15 protein-coding genes are annotated in these 17,310 nt (G+C 58.1%); 7 read left to right on the top strand and 8 right to left on the bottom strand.

The window, feature by feature from the left end:
• Position 1: 1 nt before the first annotated feature.
• From ACOYXJ_RS05445 to ACOYXJ_RS05425, 5 genes are all read right to left on the bottom strand, one after another.
• Positions 2-2,812: an FAD-binding and (Fe-S)-binding domain-containing protein gene (locus tag ACOYXJ_RS05445; protein ID WP_460368288.1), complete on the bottom strand. Its 2,811-nt coding sequence runs from the start codon at positions 2,810-2,812 to the stop codon at positions 2-4.
• The gene (locus tag ACOYXJ_RS05440; protein WP_460368286.1) at positions 2,809-3,480 is read right to left on the bottom strand and encodes a LutC/YkgG family protein; all 672 of its coding nucleotides are present in this window, start codon (positions 3,478-3,480) and stop codon (positions 2,809-2,811) included. Before ACOYXJ_RS05440 ends, ACOYXJ_RS05445 begins: the two co-directional genes overlap by 4 nt.
• Entirely contained in the window at positions 3,480-4,934 is a 1,455-nt protein-coding gene (locus ACOYXJ_RS05435) for a LutB/LldF family L-lactate oxidation iron-sulfur protein (protein ID WP_093435718.1), read from the bottom strand. The genes ACOYXJ_RS05440 and ACOYXJ_RS05435 overlap by 1 nt, the downstream gene beginning before the upstream one ends.
• Complete coding sequence (locus ACOYXJ_RS05430; RefSeq protein ID WP_007915202.1) at positions 4,931-5,755, bottom strand: (Fe-S)-binding protein; 825 nt, start codon at positions 5,753-5,755, stop codon at positions 4,931-4,933. Before ACOYXJ_RS05430 ends, ACOYXJ_RS05435 begins: the two co-directional genes overlap by 4 nt.
• Positions 5,756-5,905: 150 nt before the next feature.
• Entirely contained in the window at positions 5,906-7,600 is a 1,695-nt protein-coding gene (locus tag ACOYXJ_RS05425; RefSeq protein ID WP_460368283.1) for a lactate permease LctP family transporter, read from the bottom strand.
• 262 nt (positions 7,601-7,862) lie between these two features.
• Between ACOYXJ_RS05425 and ACOYXJ_RS05420 the strand changes: the two genes are divergently transcribed.
• Positions 7,863-8,630 carry an FCD domain-containing protein gene (locus ACOYXJ_RS05420; RefSeq protein WP_150792304.1) on the top strand — a complete coding sequence of 256 codons (768 nt, stop codon included), beginning with the start codon at positions 7,863-7,865 and terminating at the stop codon, positions 8,628-8,630.
• 119 nt (positions 8,631-8,749) lie between these two features.
• Here the strand turns inward: ACOYXJ_RS05420 and smpB are convergent, their stop codons facing one another.
• A complete protein-coding gene (gene smpB / locus ACOYXJ_RS05415; RefSeq protein WP_008088297.1) occupies positions 8,750-9,232 on the bottom strand; it encodes an SsrA-binding protein SmpB in 483 nt (160 codons plus the stop codon).
• A 119-nt stretch (positions 9,233-9,351) separates the two neighbouring features.
• Between smpB and ACOYXJ_RS05410 the strand changes: the two genes are divergently transcribed.
• From ACOYXJ_RS05410 to ACOYXJ_RS05400, 3 genes are read left to right on the top strand one after another with little or no spacing between them, the layout of a single operon-like run.
• Positions 9,352-10,755, top strand: a complete 1,404-nt coding sequence (locus ACOYXJ_RS05410; protein WP_110718996.1) for a sodium-dependent transporter — start codon at positions 9,352-9,354, stop codon at positions 10,753-10,755.
• Positions 10,756-10,762: 7 nt separating this feature from the next.
• Entirely contained in the window at positions 10,763-11,197 is a 435-nt protein-coding gene (locus ACOYXJ_RS05405; protein WP_008088301.1) for a type II toxin-antitoxin system RatA family toxin, read from the top strand.
• Entirely contained in the window at positions 11,190-11,504 is a 315-nt protein-coding gene (locus tag ACOYXJ_RS05400; RefSeq protein ID WP_460368280.1) for an RnfH family protein, read from the top strand. Before ACOYXJ_RS05405 ends, ACOYXJ_RS05400 begins: the two co-directional genes overlap by 8 nt.
• 60 nt (positions 11,505-11,564) lie before the next feature.
• Here ACOYXJ_RS05400 and ACOYXJ_RS05395 read toward each other — a convergent pair whose 3' ends face one another.
• Positions 11,565-12,092 (bottom strand): outer membrane protein assembly factor BamE, encoded by a 528-nt coding sequence (locus tag ACOYXJ_RS05395; protein WP_007915215.1) that lies wholly within the window; start codon positions 12,090-12,092, stop codon positions 11,565-11,567.
• A 97-nt stretch (positions 12,093-12,189) separates the two neighbouring features.
• Here ACOYXJ_RS05395 and fur point away from each other — a divergent pair, with 97 nt between their 5' ends.
• A complete protein-coding gene (fur, locus tag ACOYXJ_RS05390) occupies positions 12,190-12,594 on the top strand; it encodes a ferric iron uptake transcriptional regulator (protein WP_016771770.1) in 405 nt (134 codons plus the stop codon).
• Positions 12,595-12,668: 74 nt separating this feature from the next.
• On the opposite strand, the gene recN is transcribed toward fur, so the two are convergent.
• Positions 12,669-14,342: a DNA repair protein RecN gene (gene recN, locus ACOYXJ_RS05385; protein ID WP_150792306.1), complete on the bottom strand. Its 1,674-nt coding sequence runs from the start codon at positions 14,340-14,342 to the stop codon at positions 12,669-12,671.
• 240 nt (positions 14,343-14,582) lie between these two features.
• Here recN and grpE point away from each other — a divergent pair, with 240 nt between their 5' ends.
• Positions 14,583-15,149 carry a nucleotide exchange factor GrpE gene (gene grpE / locus ACOYXJ_RS05380; RefSeq protein ID WP_007915219.1) on the top strand — a complete coding sequence of 189 codons (567 nt, stop codon included), beginning with the start codon at positions 14,583-14,585 and terminating at the stop codon, positions 15,147-15,149.
• A 102-nt stretch (positions 15,150-15,251) separates the two neighbouring features.
• Positions 15,252-17,168, top strand: a complete 1,917-nt coding sequence (gene dnaK, locus ACOYXJ_RS05375; RefSeq protein WP_007915221.1) for a molecular chaperone DnaK — start codon at positions 15,252-15,254, stop codon at positions 17,166-17,168.
• The last annotated feature ends 142 nt before the right edge of the window (positions 17,169-17,310 follow it).

The raw sequence follows: 17,310 nt of genomic DNA, 5'->3' as shown, positions 1-17,310 counted from the left end.
TTCAGCACGCCTTCGCCTGAGTGACTCGATCGACCAGATAAACCAGGCCGTGATAATCGATTCCGCCGTGTTGCGTCAGGCCGATTTCACACGTGCGACTGGTGGAAATCCCCTCGCTGCAATGCTGCACTGCATCCTTGAGCGTGCGCAGCGAATGGCTGTTCAACTCCGGTGTGGTGAAGCCCTTGTCGCCGGCAAATCCGCAGCAATGAATCCCTTCCGGAATCACTACGGTTTTGCTGCACTTGCGCGCCAGATCAATCAGCGCCTGGCTTTCACCAAGGTGCTGAGTGCTGCAGGTCACGTGCACGGCAATCGGTGCATCTTGCGGGGTGAAGTCGAGTCGTTCGAGAAGATGCGTACGGATGAAGCGCACCGGGTCGTACAGATTCAGACGGGTTTCTCCTACGTCCTGCACCAGGCGCAACGTGCACGGACTGGTGTCGCAATAGATCGGATCGAGTCCGCCGCGACTGGCGTGCAACAGTGCGCTGATCAGCTCTTGGCGCTTGTGCTCGGCCTGTTCGGCATAGCCCTTGGAAGCGAATGGCTGACCGCAGCAGAGATTGTCCAGATTGTCCGGGAAGACCACTTGATAACCGGCCTTTTCCAGCAGTCCACGGGTTTTGTCGTACAGCGACATTTGCTCTTTATCACCCGCCGCCGGACCCATGACTCGCGAGACACACGCTGCGAGATACACCACACGCGGACGTTCGTCTGAGACGCTGGGGCTGAAGCGAATCGTTTTTTCGGGTTGCGGCATCGCATTCGTCCACAACGGCACCTGGCCTTTGGACAGGCGCGTAATGGTTGCCGAAAGTTTCGCCAGACGCGGTGCGCCAAGCATCATTCGCGCACCGTTGGCCACATGCAAAGTGAAGCGAGCACCTTGCAGTGTCTTGGCGAAATTTCCTTCGATCCAGTCAGCGGTTTTCTGATGCGTAGCGTGTCGGCCACGCAGCTTTTTCACCAGCTCACCGGTATTAATCCCTACGGGGCAACGTTGCGCGCACAGACCAGTCGCGGCGCAGGTTTCGATACCTTGGTACTCGTAGGCTTTCTCCAGTTCGGTGGTGTCGACGCCGGCACGTTTTTTCGCCTGGATATCGCGCCAGATCACAATGCGCTGGCGCGGACTCAGGGTCAGTCCTTTAGATGGGCAGACCGGTTCGCAGAAACCGCATTCGATGCACTTATCCACAATCTCGTCGGCCGCCGGCAGCGGTTTCAAGTGTTTGAGGTGGATCTGCGGATCTTCGCTGAGCACCACGTCCGGGTTGAGAATGCCGTTCGGATCGAGCAGCCGCTTGAGTTGCCACATCAACTGATAGGCGTCGCTGCCCCATTCCAGTTCCACGAACGGCGCCATGTTGCGGCCGGTGCCGTGTTCGGCTTTCAGCGAGCCACCAAATTCCACCGCGACCAGTTGCGCGACGTCGTCCATGAACGCTTGATAGCGTGCGACTTCTTCCGGGTTGTTGAAGCCTTGGGTGAAGACGAAGTGCAGATTGCCTTCCAGCGCGTGTCCGAAAAGGATCGCCTCATCGTAGGAATGTTTGTCGAACAGCCCGATCAAGCGATTGACGCCAATGGCCAGTTGTTCGACCGGGAAGGTCACGTCTTCGATGATCACTGTGGTGCCGGTTTTACGCACGGCGCCAACGGCAGGGAAGGTGTCCTTGCGGATTGCCCAGAGCTTGGCGTTCTCGGCAGGGTCTTCGGTGAAGTCGACTTGCTTCTCCACCGGGAAGCCACTGAGCGAGGCCATGATTTGCGCCAGTTGTTCCTGCAGAAGTGCGGAAGTTGCCGCGCGGGATTCGATCAGCAATGCGCAGGCATTGTTCGACAGCTGTTGTACGAAAGCGGGCATGCCCGGTTTGTCCTGCACCGAGCGCAGACTGCGGCGATCCAGCAGCTCAACTGCAGACACCGGTTGGCTTTTCAGCACGGTAACAGCGTTGCAGCAGGTTTCCACATCTGGAAACACAATCAGCGCCGAGGCCTTGTTCGGGTGATCGATCACCGTGTCGTAAGTCACCGCGCTGATAAAGCCGAGCGTGCCTTCGGAGCCGACCAGCAAGTGGCTCAAGATATCCACAGGGTCATCGAAATCCACCAAGGCATTCAGGGACAGGCCGGTGGTATTTTTCAGACGGTATTTGTGGCGGATTCGTGCAGCCAGTTCGGCGTTGGCGCGGGTCTCGCGACCTAAAGTCGCCAAGCGTTCAAGCAGATCGCCGTGGCTTACGCGGAATGCCCTGACGCTTGCAGCGTCTTCGGTATCCAGACGTGTGCCATCGGCCAGCACCAGGCGAATCCCGGCCAGCGTGTGATAGGTGTTTTGCGCGGTGCCGCAGCACATGCCGCTGGCATTGTTGGCGACGATGCCGCCGATCTTGCAAGCGTTGATCGACGCCGGATCCGGGCCAATCTTGCGCCCGAACGGTGCCAGCCATGAGTTGGCTTGCGCACCGATCACACCCGGTTGCAGGCGGATTTGCATGCCTTGGCCGCGAATCTCCCGGGCGTTCCAGTTATCCCCAAGCACGATCAAAACGGAATCGCTGATCGCCTGACCCGACAGACTGGTGCCCGCCGCACGGAAGGTCACTGGAACATGGTCGCGCTGAGCCAGTTTCAGCAGGGCCACGACTTCGTCTTCAGACTCGACGCGGATCACTAGTTGCGGAATCAGCCGATAAAAACTGGCATCGGTGCCAAAGGCCAGAGTCGATAACGGATCGTCGAAGCGGCGTTCAGCCGGAATCAGTTGCTGCGCATCACGCAGGAAGTTCGCTGGAAGCGTCATTGGTCCTCCAGGATCAGAACCACCAGGTCTTTCGGGCCGTGGGCACCGTAAGCCAGCACTTGCTCGATGTCGGCAGTTTTCGACGGACCGGACACCAGCAATGCGTTGGTTGGCATGCCTTGCGCCCATTCGAATTCGTGTTGCACCTGATAGAAGTTGTCGCGGATTTCACTGGCCTTGAGCAGGGCAAAATGCACCGGTGGCACCAGACTCATCAAACGCGGTTCTTCGCGGGTTGGCCAGAGAATCAGGCTGCCAGTGGCAGCGATGGCTCCGAGGGTGCCGGTGAGGCTGGCCGGGGTGTCGTTGAACAGTTCGGCTTTCCATTCTTCCATCGGCCGGTCGTAGGATTTCAGTGTCGGCAGATCAGGATTGTTCGCCCAATGCTGTGTGATTTTCTGCCCGTGTGCTGTCGTCGGCGCGATCAACAGACTCGGCAACTGGCGGTCGCGCAACAATTGCGCAAGCAGTGCCGGCCATTCTGCGCCCGAGGTCAGGTGGATTTCGGTGTGCACCGCTTCCATCAATTTGCGCAGTTGCGGGATGCGTTGTTCGGCGCTGTAGGTGTAGGGCTGCGTCACCAGATCGACATCGAAGTCGTCGGCAATCGGTGTGGTTCCCGTCAGACTTTTCCGCAGTTTGCCGAGGATATTGTGCTTGGCGCTCATCAGCGGTCTCCCTGTTTGGCCAGATGCTCGCGGGCCATGTCGTGCAGTGAGCGCGCGGCGGGTTTCGGCGCGCTGTGGTTTTGTGTCCATGGGCCGACGTTGCTCGGGGTCAGCGCACGCAGGCGCGTGGCAAAGAAACCGAACAATCGATACAGCGTCGGCGAGCTATTGAGCTTGGCCCAGGCGTTCCAGATAAAGCGTTCCTTGCGCGAATACTTGCTGCCCTGACCGCGCATCACTTGATTCGGGCTGTCAGGAGCTTTGACGTTTTCTTCGCGCAGGCGCCGCAGGATCGCCGGGATAGGAATTTTTACCGGGCAGACTTCACCGCAGGCACCGCACAGTGACGAAGCACTCGGGTGATCCGGAACCTTGGCCAGACCGACCATGTGCGGGGTGATGATTTTGCCGATTGGCCCCGGATACACCTCGCCATAGGTGTGGCCGCCGACGCGGGTATAGACCGGGCAATGGTTCATGCAAGCGCCGCAGCGGATGCAATTCAGGGTCTGGCGCAATTCACTGTCGGCGAAAGCCTGGCTGCGACCGTTGTCTAGCAAAACCAGATGCACTTCCTGTGGGCCGTCGAGTTCGTGTTCCTTGCGCGGGCCGGAGATCATGTTGACGTAAGTGGTGATCGGAATGCCCAGCGCCGAACGCGTCAACAGTGACAGCAGCGGCACCACGTCACGCAGGTTTTCCACGACTTTTTCGATACCGGTGACGGCGATGTGCACCGGCGGCACGGTGGTGGTCATGCGCCCGTTGCCTTCGTTTTCCACCAGCAGCAGGGTGCCGGTCTCGGCGACGGCGAAGTTGACACCGGAGACGCCGATGTCCGCCTCGAAGAATTTCTGCCGCAGGACTCTGCGACCGATCTGAATGAGTTGGTCAACGTCCTTGGTGTATTCCACGCCAAGTTTGTCGTGGAACAAGGACGCGACCTGACCGGCATTCTTGTGGATCGCCGGCATAATGATGTGTGAAGGCTTCTCGTGGTCGAGCTGGACGATGTATTCCCCCATATCGGACTCCAGACATTCAATGTCCCGAGCCTCGAGGAAATGGTTCATCTCCATCTCTTCGCTGACCATCGATTTGCCCTTGATCACTTGCCGCGCCTCGTGAGCGCGGATGATCGATAAGACGATGCCATTGGCCTCGTCCACCGTTTCCGCCCAGTGCACTGTCACACCGTTGCGGGTCAGGTTCTGTTCCAGTTGCTCGAGCAGGTCAGGCAACTTGGACAGCGCGCGGGCTTTGATCGAATTGCCCAGTGCGCGCAAATGTTCTCTTTCGTGGGCATCACTGAAAGCGGCTGCCCGCTTGACCATCAGTGAGTCCATGGCAGTACGGAAGTTGTTCCGTAGCTGCTGATCGCCCAAGGCATTGTGTGCCCGTGTGCGGAAATCTTCTTCTACGGCGACCGTAGGAATAATCGCGGAAGTGCTCATTGCGCACCTCCGGTTCGTTGCCACAGAAAGCTGGCGAGATGTTGCCCGCGTAGCGCTTCTTTTTGTTTCTCCAATGCGCCGTTGATGTTCATCAAACAGCCACAGTCGGCGCTCAACACCTTGTGCGCCCCGGAATCCTTCAACGCTTTGGTCTTGTCAGCCACCATCGCGCCGGAAATGTCTGGCATACGGACGCTGAATGTTCCGCCGAAGCCACAGCATTCGCTTTCGTGGTCATGGTTGACCCGTTCCACGTTGCTCAACTGCGCCAACAACTCGCGGCCGTGCAGGTGGGTGTTCATTTCGCGGCGTGCTGAACACGAGGTGTGCAGCGCGACTTTGACCGGTTCGCCGCTGTCCTTGAGCTGCACCTTGCAGACGAACAGCAGGAATTCAGCCAGTTCATAGGTGCGGGCCGCGAGGGCCTGAACCTGTTTCAACGTTTCCGGCTCGTCCTTGAACAAGTCGGCGTAATGCTCGCGCAGCATGCCGGCGCAGGAACCCGACGGCACCACCACCGGATAATCCCCGGCAAACAGCGCCAGTTGCGAGCGCGCTACTGTCCGTGCCTGCTCGGTGTAACCCGAGGTGTAGGCCGGCTGGCCGCAGCAACTCTGCCCTTGCGGATACTCGACCCGGATCCCTTCGCGCTCCAGCAAGTGGATCGCGTCCATCCCGGCTTCGGGGTAGAACAGGTCGACCACGCACGTGCCGAACAGGTAGACCCGCGACGGTTTCTCGCTGGGGTATTGCCGAGGTTCGGGCAGTGGCGGTGCCACGCGGGTCGCGTTCGGCACAGCGTTATAAAAAAGCTCGCTCATCAGGCGTGTCTCCGGGTGGTCCCGGTTATCCGTCCGCTGAGGCTGCTGAATATAGAGAGCGTTGCTTTCAGCAGCCTTACAGACCGGGTTGTGAATTGCTGACGCCGGCATCACGAACCGGCGTCGGTTTTGTCTGTGTTTCTTGTAGGTTTAGTGCACCAGCATGCCGGTGAGCCAGTAGGCCTGGGTCAAGGTGATCAAGCCGACAATCGTTGCAAAGAATAGGCTGTGCTTGAGGGTGAAGCGGAACAGATCCGACTCTTTGCCCACCAGCCCGGTCGCGGCGCAGGCCACGGCGATCGATTGTGGCGAGATCATTTTGCCGGTTACGCCGCCGCTGGTGTTCGCCGCCACCAGCAGGGTGTCACTGACGCCGATCTGGTGGGCGGTGGTCGCTTGCAGCGAACTGAACAGGGCGTTGGACGAAGTATCCGAACCGGTGAGGAACACGCCGAGCCAGCCGAGGAACGGCGAGAAGAACGGGAATGCCGCTCCAGTGCCCGCGAGCACCAGGGCCATGGTCGAAGACATACCGGAGTAGTTGGTGACGAAGGCGAACGCCAACACCATGCCGATCGACAGGATAGGCCAGCGCAGTTCATAGAAGGTCTCTTTCAAAGTGGTCAGACCAGTTTTGAAATTGATCTTCAGCACCAGCATCGAGATCAGTGCCGAGAAGAAAATCGCGGTGCCGGTCGCGGAAATCGGATCAAGTTTGAACACCGCCGGGATTGCCGTTGGAGCAGCCACGATCGGTGCGGTTTTGATCACCAGCTGATCAAGGTGCGGGATCGCGAAGTTGAACACCCAGCTGTACATCGAGCCGCCAGCGGCGAACATCGCTTTGAAAGGCTTCAGTGTCCAGATGGTCACCAGCACGGTGAGGATCAGGAACGGCGACCAGGCCTTGAAAATTTCCCCGAGGCTGTAAGGCGACGCCACGGTAGTGCGCTTCTGACCGAAACCGCCGACGCTGGCGGTCACCACCGAAGCGGAAACGGCACCGGCGATGTGTTGGCCAGCGGCACGTTTTGGCTGCCAGACTTTCAGGAACAGGGTCAGTGAGATCAGGCTGGCCAGGGCCGAGGTGATGTCCGGCAGCTCCGGGCCGATGAAGTTCGAGGTGAAGTATTGGGTGATGGCGAAGCTCAGGCCCGCCACCAGTGCGGCTGGCCAGGTTTCGCGCACACCGCGCAAGCCGTCCATCATGAACACCAGCCAGAACGGCACGAACAGCGACAGCAGTGGCAGTTGACGGCCGGTCATGGCGCCGATCTTGAACGCGTCGATGCCGGTGACTTGCCCGGCAACAATGATCGGAATCCCCAGGGCACCAAACGCCACCGGTGCGGTGTTGGCGATCAGGCACAGGCCGGCGGCGTACAGCGGGTTGAAGCCCAGTCCGACCAGAAGTGCGGCAGTAATCGCCACGGGCGCGCCGAAACCGGCGGCACCTTCGAGGAATGCGCCGAAGCAGAAACCGATCAGCAGCACTTGCAGGCGCTGGTCGTCAGTAATCGATAACACCGAACTGCGGATGACCTCGAACTGACCACTTTTCACCGTCAGTTTGTAGAGGAACACCGCCGCGACAATGATCCAGGCAATCGGCCACAGACCGTAGGCAAAACCATACCCGGCGGCGGCGAAGGCCATGTCGACCGGCATCTGGAACGCGAAGATCGCCACGGCAATCGACAGGGCGAGGGTGATGCTCCCGGCCACGTGGCCTTTGAGGCGGAACACCGCCAATGCGAGGAAGAAGAACACGATGGGGATGACGGCCGCGAGTGCGGACACGCCGAGACTGCCGAGCGGGCTGTAGAGCTGTTGCCAGGTTTGCATATGGGGTGGCCCCTAATTGTTGTTGGTCAGGCACTGTCAGCGTTCTTGGATAATTGGTAATACCAATTTACAATCGCTGTTGGCTAGGGTAAAAGCCTTGATGTCGGTGTGTCAATTTGCCGCGTTAAAACTTTTGTCGAACAAGCGGTGCAGATCGCAACTGATCCGGTTTCGGCAAGTGGCGTCTGGTAGGTGTCGGCAAGGCGCCGATAGGCCAGAATAGAGAGCCCGGCGAGCGGTCGGGATCGTGGAGAAATGAGTTATGGGGTTTGATCAGATACGTCAGCGCCGTTTGTCTGACGATATTGTCGAGCGACTTGAGGGGATGATCCTTGAGGGCACGCTGAAGTCCGGTGAGCGGCTGCCGGCGGAGCGCACGCTCGCCGAACAATTTGGCGTATCACGGCCGTCGCTGCGTGAAGCGATTCAGAAACTGGCGGCCAAAGGGCTGCTGGTCAGTCGCCAGGGCGGCGGCAATTATGTGGTGGAAAGCCTCGGGTCGACGTTCAGCGATCCGCTGTTGCAACTGCTTGAAAGCAACCCCGAGGCACAACGCGATCTACTGGAATTTCGGCACACTCTGGAGGCATCGTGCGCCTATTACGCCGCATTACGCGCGACTGATGTCGATCGCGAGCGGTTGACCACAGCGTTCGAAGAACTGCAGGACTGCTATTCGCGTCACGATGAAGTCAGCCGGGCGGAGGAGGGCGCGGCGGATGCGAAATTCCATCTGGCGATTGCCGAAGCCAGCCATAACGCGGTGTTGCTGCACACTATTCGCGGGCTGTTCGATCTGCTCAAGCGCAACGTGGTCACCAACATCGGCGGCATGTACAAGCAGCGCACGGAAACGCGCGACATGCTGATCACGCAGCATCGGGAATTGTATCTGGCGATTATCGAAGGTCGTGCGGAGCAGGCGCGGGAAGTCTCCAGCCGACATATTTTGTATGTGCAGGAGGTGCTGGAAGAGGTGCGGCAGGAAGTTCAGCGCATGGCTCGGGCGGAGCGGCGCAAGGGGATGTGATCAGTTATTTCTGTGTTGATGCTGCAATAGCTTTCGCGAGCAGGCTCGCTCCCACATTTGAAATGCTTTCCAAGGTGGGATCGAGCTTGCTCGCGAATACGCTCTAAAGGCAGAAGAAGTTAGTCTTCCTTGCCCTTGTTGCGCACCGCACGCTGCAGCTCACGACCTGCGTCGCGCTCGCGCTCGGTGTCACGCTTGTCGTACTCCTTCTTGCCCTTGCCCAGAGCAATTTCGCACTTGACCATGTGCTTGCTCCAGTACCAGGAGAGGCAGACGCAGGCGTAACCCTTTTGCTGCACCATCGCTGCAAGCTTTTCCAGCTCGCGGCGGTTGAGCAGCAATTTGCGTGTGCGCACCGGGTCAGCGATGACGTGGGTACTTGCGGTCATCAGAGGCGTGATGTGGCTGCCGAGCAACCATGCTTCGCCATCCTTGAGCAGGACATAGCTGTCGACCAGCTGTAGCTTGCTTGCCCGCAGACTTTTTACTTCCCAGCCGGCCAGGACCAGACCAGCCTCGAACTTATGCTCGATGAAGTAATCGTGTCGCGCCTTTTTGTTCTGCGCGATGGTCCCTGTTGGGTGTTTCTTCTGTTTAGCCATAGGGGCGGCATTATATGGAGATAAACGGCTGTCGGCTACGGTGATGCTGCGTGCTTGAGCAGGTTGAGTGAATCCCGGACAATGCGGCCTCTTTTTCTAACGCTTGGGCGTGATAAACGATGTCGACAGACAAGGTTTCTGTCCACGGCAGTTGGGCTAGCCGCTGGGTATTCATACTCGCCGCGACCGGTTCGGCCGTGGGACTGGGTAGTATCTGGAAGTTCCCCTACATGGTCGGGGTCTACGGCGGCGGTGCCTTCGTGCTGATGTTTCTGGCGTGTATCGCGCTGATCGGCATCCCGGTCATGCTCGCTGAAACCCTGATCGGCCGGCGCGCCCGGCAAAGTCCGGCGAACGCCTTGAAGGTGCTGGCGCTGGAAGCGGGACATTCGGGCAAGTGGTCGTGGGGGGCGTTTGCCGGGATGATCACGGCCTTGCTGATCCTGTCTTTCTATAGTGTGGTCGGCGGCTGGTCGCTGGACTACATCGTCGACATGGGGCGCGGCGATTTCCAGGGCGCGACGGCCGATCAGGTCGGCGCTTATTTCGGCAATGTCATCTCCAATCCATGGCGCCTGACACTTTGGCACACGATTTTCATGCTGCTGTCAGCCTATGTGATCGCCAAAGGCGTGGTCGCCGGGCTTGAGCGCAGCTTGCGCATCATGATGCCGCTGCTGTTCGTGATGATCCTGGTCTTGCTGGGTTACAGCATGACCACCGGGCATTTCATGGAAGGCGTGCATTTCATGTTCGACTTCCACCCGGAAAAAGTCCTCGACGGCTTGCTGCCAGCGATGGGCCACGCGTTCTTCTCGCTGAGCGTCGGTGTCGGTTCGATCATGATCTACGGCGCTTACATGCCAAAGACCTCTTCGTTGTCCGGTACAGTTGTCGGCGTGGCACTGCTCGATACCTTCGTGTCGCTGGTTGCCGGCCTTGCCCTGTTCCCGATCGTGTTCGCCGGAGGCCTGAATCCAAGCGAAGGGCCTGGGCTGATGTTCGTCAGCCTGCCATTTGCCTTTGGTAATGTGGCTTTCGGTCAGTTGATGGGTGTGGTGTTCTTTGTGCTGGTGGCGATTGCAGCCTGGAGTTCGGCAATCTCCCTGCTGGAACCAATGGTTGCCTATCTGGTTGAGCGCACGAAAGTCAGCCGCGCCTGGGTTACTTTCTGGCTGGCGTTCATCTGCTGGTTCGTTGGTCTGGGAACAGTGTTCTCCTTCAATATCTGGAAGGAAGCCAAATTTTTCGTGAACGAAGGCGGGATGTTCCATCTCTACCAATGGGGTGCGCAGAGCGGTCTGGACTTCTTTGGCGTGATCGATTTCTTCACCTCGCGGATCATGTTGCCGCTCGGTGGCCTGTGTTTCGTGCTGTTTGCCGGATGGGTTATGGGGCGTGAAGCGGTACGCGACGAGTTGTCGATCCGCAACCCGGCACTGTTCGCTCTGTCTTTGTTCTTGATGCGCTACGTGGCGCCCATCGGCATTCTTGTAGTGTTTGCCGCTCAGCTCTGGAAGTAACGCTCACATGACGACACATATTCAACGATCGGCATTGCTGCCGTACCCGGCGCAATTCCTCTACGACCTGGTCAACGACGTGGCGCGTTACCCGGAATTTTTGCCGTGGTGCTCAGCCGCTGAAGTGCTGGAAAGTTCGCCGGAGCATATGCGCGCCAGCGTTGGCGTGGCCAAGGGCGGTCTCAGTCAGCATTTTGTGACGCGCAATACGCTGGTGCCGGGGCAGTCGATCGAGATGAACCTGGAAGAAGGGCCGTTCAACCAGTTGCACGGCGTCTGGGTGTTCAAGGTATTGAACGAGAAAGCCTGCAAGATCAGCCTGGATCTGTCGTTTGATTACGCCGGGCCACTGGTGCGCGCGACGTTGGGTCCACTGTTCAATCAGGCCGCCAATACGCTGGTGGACGCGTTCTGCCAGCGCGCCAAGCAGATGCATGGTTGACCCTGTGATCGAGATAGAGGTGGTATACGCGGCCGTGGATCGTCAGATATTGCGCTCGGTTAGCGTAAATGACGGCGCAACGGTGCGGGCTGCGGTGCTTGCATCGGGTATTGGTAGCGAGTTTCCTGAGCTGAATCTGGCGGAGTGTCCATTGGGCATTTTTGGCAAAGTGGTTGCTGACCCGGATTCGCGGCTGGTTCAGGCAGGGGAGCGCATCGAGATTTACCGTCCATTGCTGGCCGATCCAAAAGAGGTTCGCCGTTTGCGTGCGGCGAAAGCAGCTGAAGCCAAGGCTCGAAACGTGTAAAAAGCCAAATCGCAGACAATAAAAAACCCGGAATTTCCGGGTTTTTTATTGCCTCGCAAATTATTGCGGCGAGGTGTCCAGCGGCTCTGGTGTCGGAACCGGAACGGTTTCTACACCATCGACGTCCTTCTGGATCTGATCCAGCAAGGAACCTGGCTTCACCGGTTTTTCCGGTGTTGGCTTCTCGGCGTTTTCAGCAGGAGCGGTCACGGTGGTGCCACTGTCCTTGCCGAGAATGGCTTCGTCACGGCTTACGCCCGGCATGAAGTCACCGGACAGGCTGACAAGCTGGTCGTTTGAGTTGAAAATAACGCTGATGCGTTCCTGTTGGCGTTCACCGCCACCCGGTTGCAGGCTATACAGATAATCCCAGCGATCGGCATGGAACGTGTCGACAAGCAGAGGGTTACCCATAATAAACCGTACTTGCGGCCGGGTCATTCCCGGGCGTAACTGGTCTATCATGTCCTGCGTGACGACATTGCCCTGCTGGATGTCGATTTTGTAAACCCCGGGGAATGAACAACCGGCGAGTGCGAGCAGTCCCACAAAGGTGAAACTGGTTAGCAAGAGCTTGGTGTTTTGCATCGGTGGGCGACTTCCACTATCTTGGCTGGGACAACGTAAACGCCGATCATACCCGCATTAAGAGAAGCTGCGAAGCAGCATCGCGAGAAAGCTGACCATGGTTGAAAATAGCGAACTACGCAAAGCCGGCCTTAAAGTGACCCTGCCACGGGTCAAGATCCTGCAAATGCTCGACTCCACCGAGCAGCGTCACATGAGTGCCGAGGACGTCTATAAGGCGTTGATGGAAGCTGGCGAGGACGTCGGTCTGGCCACGGTTTACCGTGTTCTGACCCAGTTCGAAGCGGCTGGCCTCGTGGTCCGTCACAATTTCGACGGTGGCCACGCGGTATTCGAATTGGCCGATGGTGGTCACCACGATCATATGGTCAACGTGGAGTCGGGTGAAGTCATCGAATTCTTCGACGAAGAAATCGAAAAACTTCAGAAATCTATCGTCGAGAAGCATGGCTTCGAGATGGTTGATCACAACCTGGTGCTATACGTGCGCAAGAAAAAGTAAGCATGTCGCGCGAATTTCGGTTCGCGAAACGAGCGAAGGCGACCCAAGGGTCGCCTTCGTGCTTTCTGCCATCTTTAAACTTTTGCGGTGACGACCATTTTCTTGGCGTGGGCCAGGGACTCCTTGGTTAAGTCGATGCCGCCGAGCATTCGCGCCACTTCTTCTATACGGTCATTTTTGCTCAATTTTGAGACGGCTGTGTGCGTTGCCTCTTCGCCCCGAACCTTGTGTACGAATAAATGTTGATGCCCTTGCGCCGCTACTTGGGGCAGGTGAGTCACTGTCAGTACCTGGCCGCGTTCGCCGAGGCGGCGCAATAACTGGCCGACGATTTCAGCGGTCGGGCCGCCGATGCCTACGTCGACTTCGTCGAATACCAGTGTTGGCACACGAGACGTTTGCGCGGTGATGACCTGAATAGCCAGGCTTATCCGTGACAACTCGCCACCGGATGCCACTTTCGCCAGCGCCTTCAGCGGTTGGCCGGGGTTAGCGCTGACCAGCAGTTCAACCTGTTCCAGTCCATTAGGTAGCAGTTCGTCGCTGCAGTTGGCGCGCAACTCAATGGTGAAGCGCCCACCGGGCATGCCCAGTCGCTGAATCTCCTGCTCCACCGCGCTTGCGAGGCTGCCGGCAGCACGATGCCGCAAATCGCTTAGTTCCCGGGCCTTCTCTTGATAGTGGCGGGCATAGGAGGCCAGCTCTTCACCCAGACGCTCGATGGATTCGTCGTTGGCGTTGAGGGTTTCGATCTCATCCAGCAATTTCTGCTGCATTTCGCCGACTTCGGTGGGTTGAATCCGGTGTTTGCGTGCCAGGGTATAGATCGCGTCGAGGCGTTCTTCCAGATATTGCAGGCGCGCCGGATCGGCATCGAAGTTATCGAGGAAGCGATTGAGTTCGCCAACGGCTTCTTCTACCTGAATCTGTGCGCTGGTGAGCAGGCTGCTGGCTTCGCCCAGTGCGCCAACGGAATTGTTCACGCTCGACAGGCGATTAAGGCTGGCGGTCAGCGCGTTAAGCACATTGCCGGAATCGCTCTCGCTGCATTGCTCGACCACTTGCCGGCAAATGCCCAGCAGCGTCTCGGCGTTGGTCAGGTTTTTGTGTTCCTGCTCCAGTTGCTCAAGTTCGTTATCGCCGAGACCGAGGTTTTCCAGCTCTTCGAGTTGATAGCTCAGCAATTGGTGGCGCGCGCGTTGTTCGTCGCCGGAATTGGAGAGACGCTCCAGCTCCTGGCGAGTCTGGCGCCAGCGCTGGGCGGCGAGCTGAACCTGGCGGGCCAGATCGGTAGCGCCGGCGTACTCGTCCAGCAAGCGACGATGGGTATCGGTTTTCAGCAGGGACTGGTGTTCATGCTGGCTGTGGATATCGATCAACAACTCGCCCAATGATTTGAGGTCGCCGAGCGGGCAGGGAGTGCCGTTGATGTAGCCGCGTGAACGACCTTCCGAGGTGATCACCCGGCGCAGAATGCACGGGCCATCGGTCTCCAGATCGCGCTCGGTCAGCCATGCGCTGGCTTCAGGGATGTCCGCCAGATCGAAGGTCGCGAGGATGTCGGCCTTGTCGGCGCCGGGGCGCACCACGCCGCTGTCGGCACGATCACCGAGGGTCAGGCCCAGCGCATCGAGCATGATCGACTTGCCGGCGCCGGTTTCACCCGTGATCACGCTCATCCCGCGATCAAGTTCGAGATCGAGATGTTCAACGATGGCGTAGTTATGTACGGACAGGTGCACCAGCATAAAGGCCGCTCCCAAGCTAAAGGTCTGGTTATTTATACAGTGTTTTGTTTCGCGCTGACAATGCCCTCCCTTAGGTCGATTTGCTTGAACCGAAAATCTGCTTAGCGCATTGAGGAATGAAGATTCGACACTTTTTTGTAGGGTTAATGTTTGAAGGCCCTTGAAGCCTGATTTTGCGGCCCCATATATCGGGGCAGAAGCGCGAGTCAGGCTCGCGGACGAAATTGAAAGGAGAATTCTATGGCTGACGAACAGACAGTAGATACGCAAAACCCAGAAGCCAATCAGGCGCCCGAAGGTTCGGGTGATGACCTGGCGACCCGTGTGCAAGTGCTCGAAGAGCAATTGGCCGCCGCGCAGGATCAATCTCTGCGTGTTGCTGCCGATCTGCAGAACGTCCGTCGCCGTGCCGAGCAGGATGTCGAGAAGGCGCACAAGTTTGCCCTGGAAAAATTCGCTGGCGACCTGTTGCCGATCGTCGACAGCCTGGAGCGCGGCCTCGAGCTGTCGAACCCGGACGACGAAAGCATTCGTCCGATGCGTGAAGGCATCGAGCTGACGCTGAAAATGTTCCACGACACCCTCAAGCGTTATCAGCTGGAAGCGATCGACCCGCACGGCGAACCGTTCAACGCCGTTCAGCATCAGGCGATGGCCATGCAGGAAAGCGCCGACGTCGAACCGAACAGCGTTCTGAAGGTGTTTCAGAAGGGCTACCAGCTCAACGGTCGCCTGCTGCGTCCGGCCATGGTTGTGGTCAGCAAGGCGCCTGCGCCAATTTCGCCTTCGATTGACGAGAAGGCTTGAAATTAGCCGCAAGGCCCCCATTTAGAAGTCAAGCGTTTAAGTATTACCGCAGTTAGCCACCACTGCTGCGGCAAAAAAATCCAAAGTTTCGGGAGAGTTAACATGGGCAAAATTATCGGTATCGACCTGGGGACCACCAACTCCTGCGTCTCCGTGCTGGAAAACGGCAAAGCAAAAGTTATCGAAAACGCTGAAGGCGCGCGTACCACGCCGTCGATCATCGCTTACGCCAACGATGGCGAAATCCTGGTAGGTCAGTCGGCCAAGCGTCAGGCTGTAACCAACCCGCACAACACTCTGTACGCGGTAAAGCGTCTGATCGGTCGTCGTTTCGACGAAGAAGTTGTGCAGAAAGACATCCAGATGGTCCCTTACAAGATCGTCAAGGCTGACAACAACGACGCCTGGGTTGAAGTGAACGGCCAGAAAATGGCACCGCCACAAATCTCGGCTGAAATCCTGAAAAAGATGAAGAAGACCGCCGAAGACTACCTCGGCGAGACCGTGACTGAAGCGGTGATCACCGTTCCGGCCTACTTCAACGACAGCCAGCGTCAGGCGACCAAAGACGCCGGCCGCATTGCTGGTCTGGACGTAAAACGTATCATCAACGAACCAACCGCAGCCGCTCTGGCTTACGGTATGGACAAGGCCAAGGGCGATCACACCGTGATCGTTTATGACCTGGGTGGCGGTACTTTCGACGTTTCCGTGATCGAGATCGCTGAAGTTGATGGCGAGCACCAGTTCGAAGTTCTGGCCACCAACGGTGACACGTTCCTCGGCGGTGAAGACTTCGACATTCGTCTGATCGACTACCTCGTTGACGAATTCAAGAAAGAAAGCGGCATGAACCTCAAAGGTGACCCGCTGGCCATGCAGCGCCTGAAAGAAGCCGCTGAGAAAGCCAAGATCGAGCTGTCGTCCGCTCAGTCGACCGACGTCAACCTGCCGTACATCACTGCAGACGCGACCGGTCCTAAGCACCTGAACGTGAAGATCTCGCGTGCCAAGCTTGAAGCACTGGTTGAAGACCTGGTTCAGCGCACCATCGAACCTTGCCGCATCGCCATGAAAGACGCCGGTCTGGACGTTGGCGCGATCAACGACGTGATTCTGGTCGGTGGTCAGACCCGTATGCCGCTGGTGCAGAAGCTGGTGACCGATTTCTTCGGTAAAGAAGCTCGCAAAGACGTTAACCCGGACGAAGCCGTTGCCATGGGTGCTGCGATTCAGGGCGCCGTTCTGGCCGGTGACGTGAAAGACGTTCTGCTGCTCGACGTCAGCCCGCTGACCCTGGGTATCGAAACCATGGGTGGCGTGATGACCGCGCTGATCGAGAAAAACACCACGATTCCTACCAAGAAATCGCAAGTTTTCTCGACTGCCGACGACAACCAGGGCGCCGTGACAATTCACGTCCTGCAGGGTGAGCGTAAGCAAGCCACGCAGAACAAGTCCCTGGGCAAGTTCGACTTGGCCGACATTCCACCAGCTCCACGTGGCGTGCCGCAGATCGAAGTAACCTTCGACATCGACGCCAACGGCATCCTGCACGTCGGCGCGAAAGACAAGGCTACCGGCAAGACCCAGTCGATCGTGATCAAGGCCAACTCCGGTCTGTCCGACGAAGAAATCGAGCGCATGGTGCGTGACGCCGAGGCCAATGCCGAGGAAGACCGCAAGTTCGAAGAGCTGGCCGCTGCCCGCAACCAGGGCGATGCACTGGTTCACTCGACTCGCAAAATGATTGCTGACGCGGGCGACAAAGTTACCGCCGAAGAGAAGACTGCGATCGAGGCTGCTGTGGTTGCTCTGGAAGCCGCTGTTAAAGGCGACGACAAGGCTGCCATCGAAGCGAAGGTTGAAGAGCTGTCGAAAGTCTCCGCTCCGGTTGCTCAGAAGATGTACGCCGAACAGGCTCAGCCAGCTGATGGCGCAGCCCCGCAAGGCGAATCGGCTGAGAAGGCTGACGACGTTGTCGATGCAGAGTTCGAAGAAGTCAAAGACCACAAGTAAGTTGTTGGTCGGCCGGTTGACTGCCTTTAGGCAGTGACTGGTAGGATGTCGCCGCGCGGGAGCTAGCTCCCGCGTTGGCGTATCTGGAATACGCGAATTTTTACAGCATGCGACAAGGTTCGGATGTTGGCGGTATGGCCGG

It is taken from the genome of Pseudomonas sp. Tul2A7, from assembly GCF_054790505.1.
This window is presented reverse-complemented; position numbering and strand designations above follow the sequence as displayed.

What these genes read in the sequence shown, in the direction of transcription:
- ACOYXJ_RS05405 (WP_008088301.1), top strand. Translation starts at nt 10,763, where the DNA reads ATGACGACACATATTCAACGATCGGCATTGCTGCCGTACCCGGCGCAA.
- ACOYXJ_RS05445 (WP_460368288.1), bottom strand. Translation starts at nt 2,812, where the DNA reads ATGACGCTTCCAGCGAACTTCCTGCGTGATGCGCAGCAACTGATTCCG.
- grpE (WP_007915219.1), top strand. Translation starts at nt 14,583, where the DNA reads ATGGCTGACGAACAGACAGTAGATACGCAAAACCCAGAAGCCAATCAG.
- ACOYXJ_RS05440 (WP_460368286.1), bottom strand. Translation starts at nt 3,480, where the DNA reads ATGAGCGCCAAGCACAATATCCTCGGCAAACTGCGGAAAAGTCTGACG.
- ACOYXJ_RS05395 (WP_007915215.1), bottom strand. Translation starts at nt 12,092, where the DNA reads ATGCAAAACACCAAGCTCTTGCTAACCAGTTTCACCTTTGTGGGACTG.
- ACOYXJ_RS05425 (WP_460368283.1), bottom strand. Translation starts at nt 7,600, where the DNA reads ATGCAAACCTGGCAACAGCTCTACAGCCCGCTCGGCAGTCTCGGCGTG.
- dnaK (WP_007915221.1), top strand. Translation starts at nt 15,252, where the DNA reads ATGGGCAAAATTATCGGTATCGACCTGGGGACCACCAACTCCTGCGTC.
- ACOYXJ_RS05410 (WP_110718996.1), top strand. Translation starts at nt 9,352, where the DNA reads ATGTCGACAGACAAGGTTTCTGTCCACGGCAGTTGGGCTAGCCGCTGG.
- smpB (WP_008088297.1), bottom strand. Translation starts at nt 9,232, where the DNA reads ATGGCTAAACAGAAGAAACACCCAACAGGGACCATCGCGCAGAACAAA.
- ACOYXJ_RS05430 (WP_007915202.1), bottom strand. Translation starts at nt 5,755, where the DNA reads ATGAGCGAGCTTTTTTATAACGCTGTGCCGAACGCGACCCGCGTGGCA.
- fur (WP_016771770.1), top strand. Translation starts at nt 12,190, where the DNA reads ATGGTTGAAAATAGCGAACTACGCAAAGCCGGCCTTAAAGTGACCCTG.
- ACOYXJ_RS05420 (WP_150792304.1), top strand. Translation starts at nt 7,863, where the DNA reads ATGGGGTTTGATCAGATACGTCAGCGCCGTTTGTCTGACGATATTGTC.
- ACOYXJ_RS05435 (WP_093435718.1), bottom strand. Translation starts at nt 4,934, where the DNA reads ATGAGCACTTCCGCGATTATTCCTACGGTCGCCGTAGAAGAAGATTTC.
- recN (WP_150792306.1), bottom strand. Translation starts at nt 14,342, where the DNA reads ATGCTGGTGCACCTGTCCGTACATAACTACGCCATCGTTGAACATCTC.
- ACOYXJ_RS05400 (WP_460368280.1), top strand. Translation starts at nt 11,190, where the DNA reads ATGGTTGACCCTGTGATCGAGATAGAGGTGGTATACGCGGCCGTGGAT.